General features: G+C 66.6%; 12 protein-coding genes and 1 pseudogene. 6 read left to right on the top strand and 7 right to left on the bottom strand.

The features are described from left to right. Positions 1 to 81: 81 nt before the first annotated feature. Positions 82 to 384 carry a hypothetical protein gene (locus AB0E14_RS32295; protein WP_362426337.1) on the bottom strand — a complete coding sequence of 101 codons (303 nt, stop codon included), beginning with the start codon at positions 382 to 384 and terminating at the stop codon, positions 82 to 84. A gap of 554 nt (positions 385 to 938) precedes the next feature. On the opposite strand from AB0E14_RS32295, the gene AB0E14_RS32290 reads away from it, so the two are divergent. From AB0E14_RS32290 to AB0E14_RS32280, 3 genes are all read left to right on the top strand, one after another. Further along, the gene (locus AB0E14_RS32290; RefSeq protein ID WP_362426334.1) at positions 939 to 1,502 is read left to right on the top strand and encodes a hypothetical protein; all 564 of its coding nucleotides are present in this window, start codon (positions 939 to 941) and stop codon (positions 1,500 to 1,502) included. A gap of 162 nt (positions 1,503 to 1,664) precedes the next feature. Further along, positions 1,665 to 3,683, top strand: coding sequence for a hypothetical protein (locus AB0E14_RS32285; protein WP_362426331.1), 2,019 nt, complete (start codon positions 1,665 to 1,667; stop codon positions 3,681 to 3,683). A gap of 109 nt (positions 3,684 to 3,792) precedes the next feature. Then, positions 3,793 to 4,152, top strand: coding sequence for a transposase (locus AB0E14_RS32280; RefSeq protein WP_362426328.1), 360 nt, complete (start codon positions 3,793 to 3,795; stop codon positions 4,150 to 4,152). 169 nt (positions 4,153 to 4,321) lie between these two features. Here AB0E14_RS32280 and AB0E14_RS32275 read toward each other — a convergent pair whose 3' ends face one another. From AB0E14_RS32275 to AB0E14_RS32255, 5 genes are read right to left on the bottom strand one after another with little or no spacing between them, the layout of a single operon-like run. Further along, the gene (locus AB0E14_RS32275) at positions 4,322 to 4,972 is read right to left on the bottom strand and encodes a CoA transferase subunit B (RefSeq protein ID WP_362426325.1); all 651 of its coding nucleotides are present in this window, start codon (positions 4,970 to 4,972) and stop codon (positions 4,322 to 4,324) included. Continuing rightward, positions 4,972 to 5,727, bottom strand: a complete 756-nt coding sequence (locus tag AB0E14_RS32270; RefSeq protein WP_362426322.1) for a CoA transferase subunit A — start codon at positions 5,725 to 5,727, stop codon at positions 4,972 to 4,974. The genes AB0E14_RS32275 and AB0E14_RS32270 overlap by 1 nt, the downstream gene beginning before the upstream one ends. 58 nt (positions 5,728 to 5,785) lie before the next feature. Continuing rightward, complete coding sequence (locus AB0E14_RS32265; protein WP_362426319.1) at positions 5,786 to 6,709, bottom strand: MBL fold metallo-hydrolase; 924 nt, start codon at positions 6,707 to 6,709, stop codon at positions 5,786 to 5,788. Continuing rightward, complete coding sequence (locus AB0E14_RS32260) at positions 6,706 to 7,671, bottom strand: fumarylacetoacetate hydrolase family protein (protein WP_362426316.1); 966 nt, start codon at positions 7,669 to 7,671, stop codon at positions 6,706 to 6,708. The genes AB0E14_RS32265 and AB0E14_RS32260 overlap by 4 nt, the downstream gene beginning before the upstream one ends. 33 nt (positions 7,672 to 7,704) lie before the next feature. Further along, on the bottom strand, positions 7,705 to 9,120 hold the full coding sequence (locus AB0E14_RS32255) for an amidohydrolase family protein (RefSeq protein WP_362426313.1): 1,416 nt from the start codon (positions 9,118 to 9,120) through the stop codon (positions 7,705 to 7,707). A 147-nt stretch (positions 9,121 to 9,267) separates the two neighbouring features. On the opposite strand from AB0E14_RS32255, the gene AB0E14_RS32250 reads away from it, so the two are divergent. The 3 genes from AB0E14_RS32250 (at position 9,268) to AB0E14_RS32240 (ending at position 13,753) form a co-directional block, all read left to right on the top strand. Continuing rightward, the gene (locus AB0E14_RS32250; protein WP_362426310.1) at positions 9,268 to 10,146 is read left to right on the top strand and encodes a LysR family transcriptional regulator; all 879 of its coding nucleotides are present in this window, start codon (positions 9,268 to 9,270) and stop codon (positions 10,144 to 10,146) included. Positions 10,147 to 10,305: 159 nt separating this feature from the next. Further along, positions 10,306 to 13,065: an AAA family ATPase gene (locus AB0E14_RS32245; RefSeq protein ID WP_362426307.1), complete on the top strand. Its 2,760-nt coding sequence runs from the start codon at positions 10,306 to 10,308 to the stop codon at positions 13,063 to 13,065. 112 nt (positions 13,066 to 13,177) lie between these two features. Beyond that, positions 13,178 to 13,753: a TetR/AcrR family transcriptional regulator gene (locus AB0E14_RS32240; RefSeq protein ID WP_362426304.1), complete on the top strand. Its 576-nt coding sequence runs from the start codon at positions 13,178 to 13,180 to the stop codon at positions 13,751 to 13,753. 255 nt (positions 13,754 to 14,008) lie between these two features. Here AB0E14_RS32240 and AB0E14_RS32235 read toward each other — a convergent pair. Further along, positions 14,009 to 14,120: pseudogene (locus tag AB0E14_RS32235) on the bottom strand (IS5/IS1182 family transposase); the annotation flags it as partial.

The raw sequence follows: 14,120 nt of genomic DNA, 5'->3' as shown, positions 1-14,120 counted from the left end.
TCTGGTGGGCACGGTCCCTGGCCGTGCGAGCGTCAGCCCGCGATGCACCGCCGCGACGTTCTCCTCAGGTCCCACCGCGAGTCAGGCAGACGGGCGAACCTCAGCCCGGGTCCGTGCCCGCTCCAGGGAGGATTCCTGTGCCGACAGCCGGAACTCCCCGCTCTCGTGGTAGGTGAGGACCACCGCATCGAGAACGCTGCCTACCTTTGGAAACTCGCCGACCGGGACCTTGGCCCCGTCGCCGAGAAACCTGGAGTTGATGAACGCCGGCACCGCGCTCGGCGGAGAAACGATGGAGGCTGCCACCCCCAGGTCGCCCACATGCTCGGTGACCTGGCAGCGGACGATCCGGTATTTCCAGATCTCGCTGTCTGTGTCCGTCATCTTGATCTCCACTTTCGATTCCGAGTTCCGAAGAGCCTAAGGTGAAAGCTCACGCGAAGGGCGACCTGAGGGTGAACCTTAGGTCATGCATTTCTGCCTGTTGAGGCAGGTAGTCGGGTCCGCTTCCCGATTTTCCCGGTCGGTTCACTGTGGAGGTGGACCCGGCCCGACCGCAAGGCCCGCCGCACCAACGGCAATTCCGATCCCATCGAGGCCTACGCGGCCGCGGTCTGTCAGACCGGGAAACGGGGAACGCCCAAGAGCCGTGACGGGATCGTGGAAGCGATCCGAGTCTCGCGCGTGACGCGCAAGAGCGCAGTCCCACAGCGCAGCAGATTTCAGTCCGCTGCTGTCCGTACGGGCATTGAGGCTGCCCGATCCTGTAGCCGATGGGCACCCTGCTCGCGGAGTGGCGGTCCCTAGTCTTGCGGCAAGCACCGTGAATCTTCCGGGCATTCAGAGCCTCCCAACCCCTGCCAGGTGCGGGGCAGTTGGCGATCGGCAGCCCGGCACATGCGGAACTCGCGGCTCAACCTCCACTCGAAGAGGAAGACATGACCTCGATCGACTACTCCGCCTACCAAGGATTCTTCACAGCCATTCAGCACCAGGACCTCAACTCATGGGATTTTTCCACCCTTGAGAAACTGGTTCAGTCGGCCCAACAGAATCTGTCGGATGGCCTTTTGGGCAATCTTGAAGAGCAGCAGGAAGGTACCTTCTCCGGTCTCCTTGGCGTACTCCGCAGGCAGTATGGCGACGACGGCCTGCCGCTCCGTCTCTATTGGCTCCTCACAGGTGGATACCCGGATGCGTGGGTGGAAGGCGAGTGGTTTGTCGTCGAACACGATCGCCGGAGGTTCTACTCCGACACCAACCACCGCGAAGCGCAGTGGGCACCGTACCCGGCCGACGACGGGCGTGCCGATATATCTGAGCTGGACAATACGGGCGGCGATCATTACACCGGCGGCGGCGCCGCGCAGCCTGTTCAAGATGACATCACCGAGTGGGTGGACCTCATAGCGGAGGCGCTGGTTGACGCCGGCCTCGAAGATATCAGCGAGGATGAGCTCGCGGGGGCTATATCGAATCTCGTTGGAGCAGGTCAGCACTGATACGCCAGGGGCGTATAAGACAGTCACTCCAATAGTCAGGACAGCGCTACAATGACACACCCCATTCAACCCGGACTTGAGCACAATCGCGAGATCAGGACGGAAGTCGTACAGGCTGCCACCGCAGCTATTTCCGCAAATCCGAACATTAATGTCAGGGAGATGATCAAGAGGTTCGACAGCATGGGGTCAGTGGCCCAGCAGGTGTCGGCTGCTCACCGATGGGCGAAGAGGGCAAAAGCGGCGGTCACGGCAAGGCACGTAGAAGCATATTCACACGCCGCCGAACCCAAGAATAAGTTGAAGTCGAAGTCGGGCATCAGCGAAGGTAAGCATCACAAAAAGCACGAGGCTGGCGAGTCAGTCAAGGAAAAGAACGCATTCCTCGCGGCTGCCCTCAGGGAAAAGGCGGCCACCGAAGCGGCCGCCGCAGAAGCGCAGGAAAAGGCTCAAAAAGAAGCCGCCCGCGCTATAAAGCTACAAAAGGCCAATGAGGAGATCGAGGGGCAGGTGATGCTTCTGGCATCCGTCCTCCAGAAGCTCTCCGACATGGACAGGCAACTGGCCGAATATAAGACCCTCTTCGAGTCCATCCAGGAATTTTCCTTCATTGCGGCTTCCGCGAGGTGCAGGGCTTACCGAAGGATGGCGCAGGACAGGTTCGCGGAACTTGGGGAGATTATTTCGACGACAACGCGAGAGGCGAATGGAATTCGACGAAAGCTTGTTGCAGCAACTAGGACTAGCAGTCTGAGCGCGAGGCTGGCGGCACTAGCGAAAGCGAAGGAAAAGGACGTTTCGCTCATCGCCGCGATTGGTAATGCCTCCAAAATAATCTCGGCAAATGCCAGCAACGTCGAAACCGGGATCGAGGGCGCGGCGCTCAGAGACTACGCGCGCGCGCATCCTGACAAATTCCAGCAGAATTTCGAAAAGGTCCAGACGGCTGTCTCGTTCGCTACCTCGGTCGGCGCGTCCTTCACTCCGCCGACCCACAGCTGGATCGTATCCCTGTCGAATCTCATGATCGAGATAGCTGGGCGAGGCGGTTCGGAGCTGCTCGTCAACAGGGCTGTCCACAAGAGGGTTGCTGGAGAGACGCAAAGCGACCAGATGGACGACCTCGATGAGGATCCGGCTGCGCTGGCCCGCGGTGTGACCAAGGCGTGGCAATCAAACCTCAGCCTGGTGAAGTCGACGATTGGAGTATTTTCGGGGATTATCCCCCTCGCAACCGCGGCTATGAACCTCATCTTCTCCACTGTGGAGGCTGTGGTCGAGCAGCAGGCGAAAGAGGCAGAGAAGCTGGTCGACCGGGCCAAGCACAATCATGCGCAGACGCTCAAGGAACTCAACGACCAGTTCCCCAGCCTCAATCGCAACCTGCGGCAGCGGGTCGACGCCGTGCGGGAAGACTTCCTGGCATCATTGAAGGAGACCCTGAAGCAGGTGGCGTTGGAGGGTGGCGATCCGGCTTCCTATCTCAACCAGGTGATCACGCAGACGCCCGATGTTCAAGGAAGCGCAATTTCAGCCGGCCAAACGCTCTATAATCAGCTTCTAGCAATGGTCATGGCTGCGTTTCCGCCCAGTCACGCGCAGCTCGTCACCGGCACCGTACTCCAGAACGAGTTCAAAAAGTTCGACAAAATCTCCCACGAGCTCCCGGCGGGCATCACTGTTGCTGGGGCAAAGGTTCCGCATTCGCCGGAGCAGCGCCGACCCGATAGGGTGCCGCTGCCGTTCGAAACGTTCATGGGCGGCAGGGTCGTCGACTATAACCCTGCCGCAGACGCAGGAAAGGGAGAAGGGTCCGATTCGACGGCAGCCAACCCTGATCAGGTGTACATCGCGGTCAACTTCCGCTCCAAAAAGGTCTGGCTCTACGCCAACAAGAAGGATCACACCCTGATCCGCTATGACAGGCCATCTCAAGAAGCCCTGACGCTGGATTGGAGTGACCGCGAGATTCACAAGGACGGTTACCAGGTGAAGGGGCAGCAAAAGGTCCATGGAACTTGGTACCGCCCCTTCAACCACTATTACGTGTTCGATACAGGCAGCTCCTACGAGTTCGTTCACGAGTCCACCGCGATCGCCAGCGCCGGTTCCGCAGACAAGATCGGAACAGCACTCTCTCATCTGCGGTTGAACACGATCGACTGGAAGCCGGACAACTAGAAGGGCTTTGTCAGAGCTCGTAACACGATCTTGCTGAACGGCCCTGGTCGGCCGTGACCGGTGTGATGATTCGGCCGTTCGGGATGGTGTGAGTACCCGGCCACGGATCGTGGACGATGACGTGTGGGTGCTGAACGAGCCGCTGCTGCGGCCTTGGCCCGAGAAGGCGCCAGGGCCGCGGCCGGTGTCGGACCGGTTGTGCTTGCAGGGCACCTTGTACGTGCTGCACAACGGCATCGCCTGGCAACTGCTGCCGCTGGAACTCGGGTTCGGCTCGGCTCAGACCTGTTGGCGTCGTCCGGGGAGGGGGCAGAACCGGATCCTGCTCGCCGAGCTGAACGCGGCCGGCGAGCTGGACTGGTCCAGAGCGTGCGTCGACGGCGCCCACGTCCGCGCGGAAAAGGGGGAGCCGACACGGTCCGTCGCCGGTCTGAGGAGGGATGGAGGCACGCACCGTCCGACGGCCTGACTCTCCCTGCTGCTGTGACTTCGTAGGAGCCTGGCTCGAGGTCCCATCACTGCCCGGGGTCGGAGCTGATACTGCAGGCCGACCACTGACGAGCGCGGGTGAAGAGTCCTGCTGCGAACATCCTTTGTCCAGCGAGGCTCTTGCCTGCCCGTCCGTGCACCCGTGCCCGTCAGGACGCGGGTGCGATGGCCTCCACACGCACCGGTGCGTCGGTGCGGTCGGTGATCTCCGCGACGGTCACCCCGGAGGCGGTCTCGACCAGGACGAAGCCTTCGCCGGTGACGTCGAAGACGCCGAGGTCGGTGATGACGCGGTGCACGCACCGCGCGCCGGTCAGAGGCAGGGAACACTCCTCGACCATCTTGGCGCTGCCGTCCTTGGCGTTGTGCTCCATGAGGACGATGACGCGCCGCGCCCCGTGCACGAGGTCCATCGCGCCGCCCATGCCCTTGACCATCTTCCCGGGGATCATCCAGTTCGCCAGGTCACCGTGGCGGGAGACCTGCATGGCGCCGAGAACGGCGGTGTCGATGTGGCCGCCACGGATCATGCCGAAGGAGAGCGCGGAGTCGAAGAACGAGGCGCCGGGCAGGACCGTGACGGTCTCCTTGCCCGCGTTGATCAGGTCGGGGTCGACCTCCTCGTCGCAGGGGTAGGGGCCCGTTCCGAGAATGCCGTTCTCGGAGTGGAGTACCACCCGGACGCCTGCGGGGAGGTGCCCGGGGATCAGAGTGGGCAAGCCGATGCCGAGATTGACGTACGAGCCGTCGGTGAGCTCGGCTGCGGCTCGGGCGGCCATCTGGCCATGGTTCCAGGCCATCAGTTGCTGACCGTCCTCTTCTCGATGAGCTTGTTCGCCGCTTGCCCCGGGGTGAGCCCGATGACCCGTTGCACGTAGATGCCGGGCAGATGGATCTCGTGGGGATCGAGTTGCCCCGGTTCGACGAGTTCTTCGACCTCGGCGACGGTGACGCGTCCGGCCATGGCGGCGAGCGGGTTGAAGTTCGCGGCCGCGCGGCGGAAGCGTAGATTGCCGTGCCGGTCGCCTCGCCAGGCCCGTACCAACGCGAAGTCGGTGGTGATGCCTTCTTCCAGCAGATACGTACCGCCGTGGAAGCGACGCGTCTCCTTGGGCGGGGAGGGGACGGCGATCGAGCCGTCCTCCGCGTGGCGCCATGGCAGTCCGCCGGTCTCGACCTGGGTGCCGACGCCGGCGGGAGTGTAGAAGGCCGGGATCCCCGCGCCGCCGGCGCGCAGGCGCTCGGCGAGTGTGCCCTGGGGTACCAGCTCCACTTCCAGCTCGCCGGAAAGGTACTGGCGGGCGAACTCCTTGTTCTCACCTACGTAGGAGCCGGTGACGCGGGCGATGCGGCCGGCGGCCAACAGGATGCCGAGGCCTCGGTCGTCGATTCCGCAGTTGTTGGAGACGACCCTCAGGCGATTCGCCCCGCGTTCGTGCAGTGCCTCGATCAATACGGTGGGAATGCCCGAGAGCCCGAAGCCGCCGACGGCGAGCGATGCGCCGTCGAAGACATCGGAGACCGCCTCGACGGCGCTGCCGATGACCTTGTCCACAGTGGTAACGCCTTTCACGCTGTTCTGCGGTGCTGGTGAGGTGTGGCCCCGTCCGGTGTCAGAGGTGTGTGGCCAAGGGGCCGCCGTTGAGTGCCAGCGCGTCGCTCCAGGCCTCCTTGATGTCCAGGGGCTTGTGCCCGGAGTCGGCGTAGGCACGGTGGAGGTTGAGCACGATCCGCTCGGCGTCCGGGAGGCCGGCGAACTCGTCGAGCGGGATGCGGTGTGCGGCGGCCAGGGGAGTCAGGCCGTCGCGCAGACCGGCGCGAGCACTGTCCAGGACGAGTTGGTAGTAGCGCCGGTGGGTTTCCAGTACCTCGGGCAGGGTGGAGGCGTCGAGGAGGCCGCCGTGGCCGGGGACGACGTGGGCGGGGTCGAAGCCGGCGATCCAGTCCAGGGACCGCAGGGCGCCCTCGACCGATCCCGAGAGCACCAGAGGCGTTACCCCGTGGAACAAAAGGTCGCCGGTGAACAGGACCTGCGATTCGGGCAGCCAGACGACGAGGTCTCCCGTGGTGTGGGCCGTAGCGCCGGGATGACGTATCTCGATCCGCCGGCCTCCGTGGTGCAGGGTGAGGCCGTCGCGAGTGGTCACGAGAGGCGGGCGCCGTGTGACGTTGCCCCAGTCGGGCATGGGGTGCCACAGCGGCGGACAGGCGTCGAGGAGCGAATCCTCCAACAGGCTTGTGCGCGTGTCCTCGTGACCGATGATCACGGTGTTCGCCGGCAGCACGCTGTTGCCGTAGGTGTGGTCACCGTGGGCGTGCGTGTTGACCGCTGCGGCGATCTCCCCGCCTTGGGTGGCCTTCTTCACGGCGTCCAGCAGGGCCCGGGTGCGCGATTCGGAGGCGCAGGTGTCGACAAGGACGACACCGTCGGTCGTGTTGATCGCGCCGGCGTTGTTGAGCCACCAGGAGCCGTCGGGCTGCAGCCAGGCGTACACGTCGTCGGTGACATGGGTCAGAGTGCCGTTGTACTGGGTCATCGAGTGCTCCCGAGGCCTCGGACCGCGCCGAGGTCGTCGTCGTGGGGGTAGGACGCGGCGGGCAGGATGCGACAGGTCTGGCTTCCGAGGCCCTCGACGGTCAGGGTGACCGTGTCCCCCTCGGACAGCGGGGCGTGGGCGTCGAGGCCCTTACGGCCCCAGAGCTCTGCCAGGCAGCCGCCGCCACAGGTTCCGGACCCGAGGACGTCACCCGTCCGGACCTCCGTTCCGCGCGAGGCGTAGGAGATCATCTGTGCGTAGCTGAAGGCCATGTTGCTCCAGAGGTCCTCACCGACGACCACGCCGTTCACCTCCGCCGTCATACGAAAGGCGAACGCGTTGCCTTCCCGATGGGGGGCGAGCTCGTCGGGAGTGACGAGGAACGGGCCCAGGCTGGTGGCGCCGTCCTTCGCCTTGGCCGGTCCGAGCATGACTCCGATCTCCGCGAACTGCAGGTCACGCGCGGACCAGTCGTTCATCAGGACGTATCCGGCGATGTGGGATTCCGCTTGGTCGACCGGAATGTTCCGGCCGCCGCGGCCGATCACCGCCGCCACTTCGAGTTCGAAGTCGAAAAGGCCGGAAGCGGGGAACACCCTCACATCGTCGTAGGGGCCCTGGACCGCGTAGGGGTTGGTGAAGTAGAACGCCGGCGCCCGGTAGTACTGCTCCATCACCTTGGCCTCCGGATCCGCGAGTTTGATCACCCCCTCCAGGTGACGCTCGAACGTCATGAAGTCACGCACGGTGGGCGGGTGGGGGATCGGGGCCCGCAGCGTGACGGACCCGAGCGGCTGCACGGTGACCGGGTTCCGCAGGGCACGCTCGCCGGCGTCCTGAAGCTTGTCGGGATCGTCCAGGAGACTGATGAGCTGGACCTCGGGCGGCAACGCGTACACCTGGTTGTCGTCCAGGACGCCCGCGCGGTCGCCGCGCTCAGTGGCGTAGGTGACGAATCGCATGGGGAACTCCTTCGCTGCTGACGTGGGAGGGGGTCATGCCTGGTGCGGGTTGAGGGACTGGAGCGCTGCCCAGCCTCCCGGCGGTGTGCCGGGCAGCTGCCTTCCGGCAGCAGCGACCCGTTGCAGCACGCCGGCGGCGCTGGCATCGGCCTCGGCGAGCAGCCGGGTCATGTCCACACCCAGGAGCGCCCCGTCCCGCTTCACGAACCGGCCGGCCACGAGCACATGGCGGACATCCGCGGGTGCCGTCTGGAACAGCACGGTCCCGGCCGGATCCGACTGGGGATGCTGCGAGATGCCGGGGCCGCCGACGACGATGATGTCGGCCTGCTTGCCGGGCGTGATCGTGCCGATGCGATCAGACATGCCGACGGCGTCGGCGGCGTTCACCGTGACCCATTCCAGTGCCTCGCGGGCGGTGACGGTCACCTGTTCCGGGTTCGCGCCGCTCAGATTGAGTTCCAACGTGTCGGCCCAGCGCTGGAATCCGAGGCCGAAGCGAGCCTGTGAGATCAGGTCCCCGCTGTTGAGGGAGACCACGTCGCAGGAGAGTGTCGGCTTGATGCCGTGCCGCTTGCAGGCGCCGAAGACGGGCTGCCCCATCCCCATGTTCAGCTCGGTCTCCGGAGAGATGGAGACCTTCGCCCCGTTGCGCGCGAGGATCGCCCACTCCTCCTCCGAGAGCGCGTTGCAGTGCACGTGCACCTGGTCCGGGCCCAGTAGTCCCGCCGCCTCGAACTCGGCGAGGCGAGCCTGCGCCCCCCACACGCTTCCGGTGTGCGTGACGATCAGCGCATCGTGCTCGCGTGCGGCTGACACCTCGGCCCGGACCGCCTCGAGGGGCATCAAATCCGGTTCGGTCAGCGCGACTCCGAGAGTCAGCAGGGAGTCCTTACTGGAGAACCAGGTGCCAGCGACCCTCGACAGGTCGGCCTGGCGCTGGGCGTGCGTGGCGAAGTGCGGCGGGGCGGCGGGGTTGGACTCGAAGAACCCGTATCCGAACACCGCCCGTACCCCCGCGTCACTCAGCCCGGTGACCGCCGCGTCCGCGTGCTCGGGTGTGTTGTTGCAGTGGGAGAAGTCCAGCAGTGTCGTCACACCGGAGTTGAGCGCGTCCAGGGCGCCGAGCCGGTTGCCCAGGTACACGTCCTTCGGGAGGTAGACGGGTGACACCCCGAGCCGGAGGCCGAAGATGTAGTCGATCAGCGTCCAGTCCGCGCAGATGGCACGCATCTGCGTCTGCCACGTGTGCCGGTGCGTGTCGATCATCCCGGGCATCACGATGTGGCCGCTGACGTCGACGATCTCGGCATCGACGTCCAGCGCCTCGGACGAGACCGCGCTGACCGTTCCGTCCTCGATCAGCACGTCCGCGTCAGGCAGTGGGCCCCGGGCGGAATCCATGGTGAGCACGGTGCCGCCACGAAGCAGTACTCGATGTGACGACATAGCGATGACCACCTTGTAATGTCGGGAGGAGAACGGGCCCACCACACCACAGCCAGAGCCGTGCATCATCAGCCGAAAGGGTTGCGATCCGCGAACGGCGACGGGCCGTGCTCACGGGCGTGATCGAGGGTCGGAGAGGACGAGGCAGTGGACATTCGACACCTCCGGTACGCGGTCACGCTCGCTGAGGAACTCCACTTCGGCCGGGCGGCCCAGCGGCACTTCATCAGCCCCCAGCCGTTCGGTCGTCACATTCAGCGACTCGAGCGTGAACTGGGTGTCACCTTGTTCGAACGTACGAGTCGGCGCGTCGCGGTGACGCCTGCCGGCGAGCGGGTGGTCTCCCAGGCGCGTGCCGTGCTGGCGGCACTCGACTCCTTGTCCGGACCGGGGCACCGTGCGGACGAGGCGCACAGCGTACTGACGATCGGGGTGCTCGGCTTCGGGCTTGCCGAACGGTGGCCCCAGTTCGTCGATGGCCTCCGCAACCGGCTGTCCTCCCGCGCATTCGCCTACGCCGACATGGACTTCGTCAACCAGTACGACCTCATCCGCGGCCACCAGGTAGACGCCGGCATCGTGCATTACGCGGGGCCGGTCGACGGACTGGTCTTCGACCGGGTGCTGACCATGCCCAGAGTCGCTGTCGTTCCGGCGCGGTCGGCGTTCGCCGATGCCGACCGCCTCACCCCCGAGGATCTCCATGACGCGGCATGGGTACCGATGGCTCCCACACACCCCGGCCTGGAGGGATGGGCCGGTGACGGCGTCACGGGAGCCGTCGGTTCCACGCCGGTCCACACGCCCGCGGCCCTGCCCGGAGCGGTCGCGGCCACGGGACGGGTAGCCCTCCACGCCGCCGCCGCCGCTCGCTTCTACCCGCACCGCGAGGTCCGGTACGTGCCCCTGGACGGGCCACCGTGTGAAATCGCCGTCGCCACGCGCGCATCCGACCACCGGCCCGCCACCGAGGCCGTCCGCGAAGCCGCCAGGCTCCTTCCCGATCTCATGGGCCTGGAGGGTTAGGCATCCGGTTCCGGAGAAGCCCCGACCTGGGACCGTAGCCACGACCTGGAGCGACACGCTCCGGCCACACGCGCTGACCGCCTCCTGATGAAACGATCTGGAGAACAGACACTCCCAGGGCTGCCACCGCGCAAGGCCCTTGCTTCGGAATGAGGGCCGATGAGTGATCCCGGTGTGTTCGTCGGCAGAGACCAGGAGTACGCGAAACTCCGGGACTGCGCGCTCGCGGCTCGCGGTGGACACCCCTGGCTGGCGCTCGTCGAGGGAGACGCGGGCATGGGCAAGACGGAGCTGCTGCGCCGTTGGCTGGACGACCCGTCGACGGCCGACTTCGCCGTACTGCGCGCCCGGTGCGACGCCGCCGAACAGGACTTCGCCTACGGAGTGGTGCAACAGCTCATCGCCCCGCTCCCACCCGACGTCCTGACCGACTTCCCGCTGCTCACAGAGCCGATCGCAGCCACCGCGCCACCGTTCCAGATGGGCAGGCAGCTCCTGGAGCTGCTGGCGGTCGTGCAGGACGAGCGGCCGGTCGCCGTCGTGATCGACGACGTGCACTGGGCGGACACGGCGTCCGTCAAGGCGTGGGGATTCGTCCTGAAACGGCTCGAGGCGGACTCCTTGCTGACGGTCCTCACCACACGAACCGCGCACCGTGGGAATCCCCATCTGCAAGAGACTCTGCAGCGGCTGATGGACAACGCTCAAAACGGCGTCCGGATGCGTTTGCAGGGCTTGGACACGCGGAACGTGGCCGACCTGATCTCGCAGGTCACGGGGGAACGGGCGGGGGCGGCCGTGGCCGAACAACTTCGCCGGCACACAGCCGGCAACCCCCTGTATCTGAACACCGTGGTCGCCGACCTCTCCCACGAGGACCTGTCCGGCAGAGCGGGCATGAACCTGCCCGTCCCCACCTCCCTGGCCATGGCCATCCACGCTCAGCTCAGCACCCTGTCCGAGACGTCCAGGGCCCTGGTGGAAGCCGCAGCCGTACTGGCCACGCCCGCGCCGCTCCATCTGGTCGGCCGGCTCGCCGACGTGAAGGATCCCGTGCCCGCTCTCGAAGACGTACTCGCGACAGGGCTGCTGCGCTGGCAACCCGCCGAGCCCTCACGGCCAGTCGAACTCGCCCACGCCCTGCAGCAGCAGGCCGTGATCGAGGCCATCGCGCCCGACAAGTTGCGTACGCTGCATGCCAGGGCGGCGACTCTCGTGGACGAGCGTGCTTCCTGGGCCCACCGGGTCGCGGCGGCCGACCCCTTTGACGACCGGCTGATCCCCGACCTGGCGGCCGCCGCGGAACAGGCGTTCCGGGTCGGCGAAGCCCAGCGGTCGGCGACGCTGCTCCTGTGGGCGGCAGATCTCGACGCGGCGCCCACCCAGCGGGAGCGGCATCTCCTCGATGCCGCCGTGAAGCTGGTCGCCGTCAACAGCACCGTGGGCGTCGCCACGCTCCTGCCGCGTGTGAAGGCGTGCGCACCCTGCGCGCTGCGCAGCCTCATCCTGGGGGCGAGCGCCATGTACCAGGGGGAGCTTCTCGCCGCCGACACCCACTTCGCCGCGGCGCTCGCCGAGAGCGAGCAGGAGGACGATCGCCTGGCGGGGTTCATGTCGCGGGTCTACCGGAGCGTGACCAGCAACCTCCTGGGCAATTACGAAGCCGGAACGCGGTCCGCGCGCCAGGCACTGACCATCGACCCCACGTACACCTGGGCGGCGGCGAGCCTCAGCCAGGGAATGGCGCTGTCCGAAGGACCCGCGGCGGGGCTGCGTGAGCTGTCCCCCCTGGCCCCACGGGTGGCCCAGACCGCGGCGGCCCACGGCCCGGTGAACGCCTTCGTGTTCACCCTGCAGGGCGCCTTCAGGACCGCGGCGGGCGACTTGTCGTCAGCCATCGAGGACTGTGCGACGGCGCTGGCCCTGAACCGGTCGCAGTCGGCCGCCTCGGCGCTTCCCGACGTCGCCTACACGACGACCGCAGTCGCCCAGTACCTGCTGGGGGACTGGGACCGGGCCCGCACGAGTGCCGAGCACGCGCTCGACATCACGGGGAACGGCGACGGCATGGCGTTCACCTTCCCCAGCGAGCACGCGGTCGCCTCATGGGTCGCCGCCGGGCGGGGAGAATGGGCCACGGCGGATCGGCACATCGGCGACGCCGAGCAATGGACCCGCCTCATCGGCGGCGAGCAGGCCACCACATGGACCGCCATGAGCCGGGCGGTCCGCGCCCAGGCCCGCGGCGACCACCAGGCGCTGCTCGCCGCCGTGGAGCCACTGGCACGAGTCGACGCGGGCTGGCCGAACTTCTACCGGGTCATCTGGCTGCCCCTCCACGCCGAGGCGTTGATCGGTGTCAAAGACGAGGGCCAGGCCAAAGCCGCGGTCGCGCGACTCGAGGAGCTCGCACAGGCCGTCCCCTGCCTGCGTACCGCGGCATCGTGGCTGTCCGGCCTGTTCAGCGAGGCTGCGGGGGACATCCGTCGCGCACGGGACACGTACGAGCGCGCACTCGCCGAAGAGCCGCCGCCGGACGTCGTCGCGCTGCACCAGGCCATGCTCGAGCACTCCTACGCCCGTGTGCTGGCGGCCAACGCCCGTCCGTGGTTCGACCGGGCCCGTCAGCGCCTGGAGACACTGCGGGCCCGGCCCTTCCTCCAGCGGTGCGCTCAGGACTACCCGGCGGCAGAGCGCCACGTGCGTGCGCCGGGCACCAGTCCGGTCGACCTCACCGGAAGAGAGCGGGACATCGCGTCGCTCGTGGGCCGGGGCCTCACGAACAAGGAGATCGCGAGCGAGCTGTTCATCAGCTCCAAGACGGTCGAATACCACCTCGGCCACGTCTACGGGAAGCTGGGCATCGCCAACCGCCGCGAACTCCGGAACCGGGTCCAGCAGAGCGGCGCCGACAGCTGATGACTCCCGTGGTCGGTTCACCGAACATGCCGTCAACTCCAGCACCGCCTCGGTGGGTGCACGAACCGGACACCGGTTGACGGCCGGAGTTAGTGAGCACTAACTTTTTTTCATGGTGAGGATGGAGGCGGCAGAGCGACGCGAGAGCGTCATAGCCGCGGCGCTGGCCGAATTCAGCCGCAATGGCTACTACGGCACGTCCACCTACGCGATCGCCAAGCGCGTCGGGGTCTCGCAGTCGTACCTCTTCCGGCTCTTCCCCGGGAAGAGAGCCATCTTCCTGGCCGTCGTCGAACGCTGTACGTCCGACCTCAAGCGCGTTCTCGAGGAGGCGGGCAGGGGCCTGTCTGGCGAGAAGGCCCTGCTTGCGATGGCAGACGCGTACTCACACGTCATCGCGGAGGACCCGGACCGGCTCCTGATGCAACTGCAGGTCTACGTGACGGTCGCCGCCGCTGACTCGGCCGGCGATCACGAGTTCGGACAGGCCGTCCGGGCCGGCTGGATGCGGCTCTGGGACACCGTCCACCACGCGCTGGACGCGGATACCAGCGCGACGATGGCCTTCCTCGCGTACGGCATCCACGTCGCCCTCCTCAAACAAGGCGGCTCCGCGCTCGACATGGACCCGAACTCACTGACGGTGCTCCGCCTCCGCGAACCGAGAGGCTTCTCCCCAAGCGACTAGCCAGTCGTCCCGGCCCAGCGGGAGGCAGGGCGCAGCGCATCGTCGCGTCGGTCATCGAGCAGGTCACGAGCTGTCAGGAAGCCGCCCAAGACGCCGGTCTGCCGCCGACCCCGGCTCTGCCTCCGCGGTTCCACTCCGGCAGGCCGGTGGCAGGCTCAGCACGCGGCCACGACGAGCGCTAGGTGCTCGTCGTCCAAATCCCCGAATCACGGCGTGCGCGCCACCGCCCCGACACCGACCGATCAGTGAGCATTTTCAGCGTTGACGCTCCGGAGTGAGGACGGCTGCGGCGATGGCCGTCATGCGGTTGGGGCTGCAGCGGGCTTTGCGGAAGATGCGCCAGGACTTGAGTCGCGCGACGCTTCGT

The sequence above is a fragment of the Streptomyces sp. NPDC047981 genome (genome assembly GCF_040653315.1).
Lineage (GTDB): Bacteria > Actinomycetota > Actinomycetes > Streptomycetales > Streptomycetaceae > Streptomyces.
The sequence above is the reverse complement of the archived record's forward strand: the minus strand, read 5'-3'. Positions and strand labels throughout refer to the sequence as shown.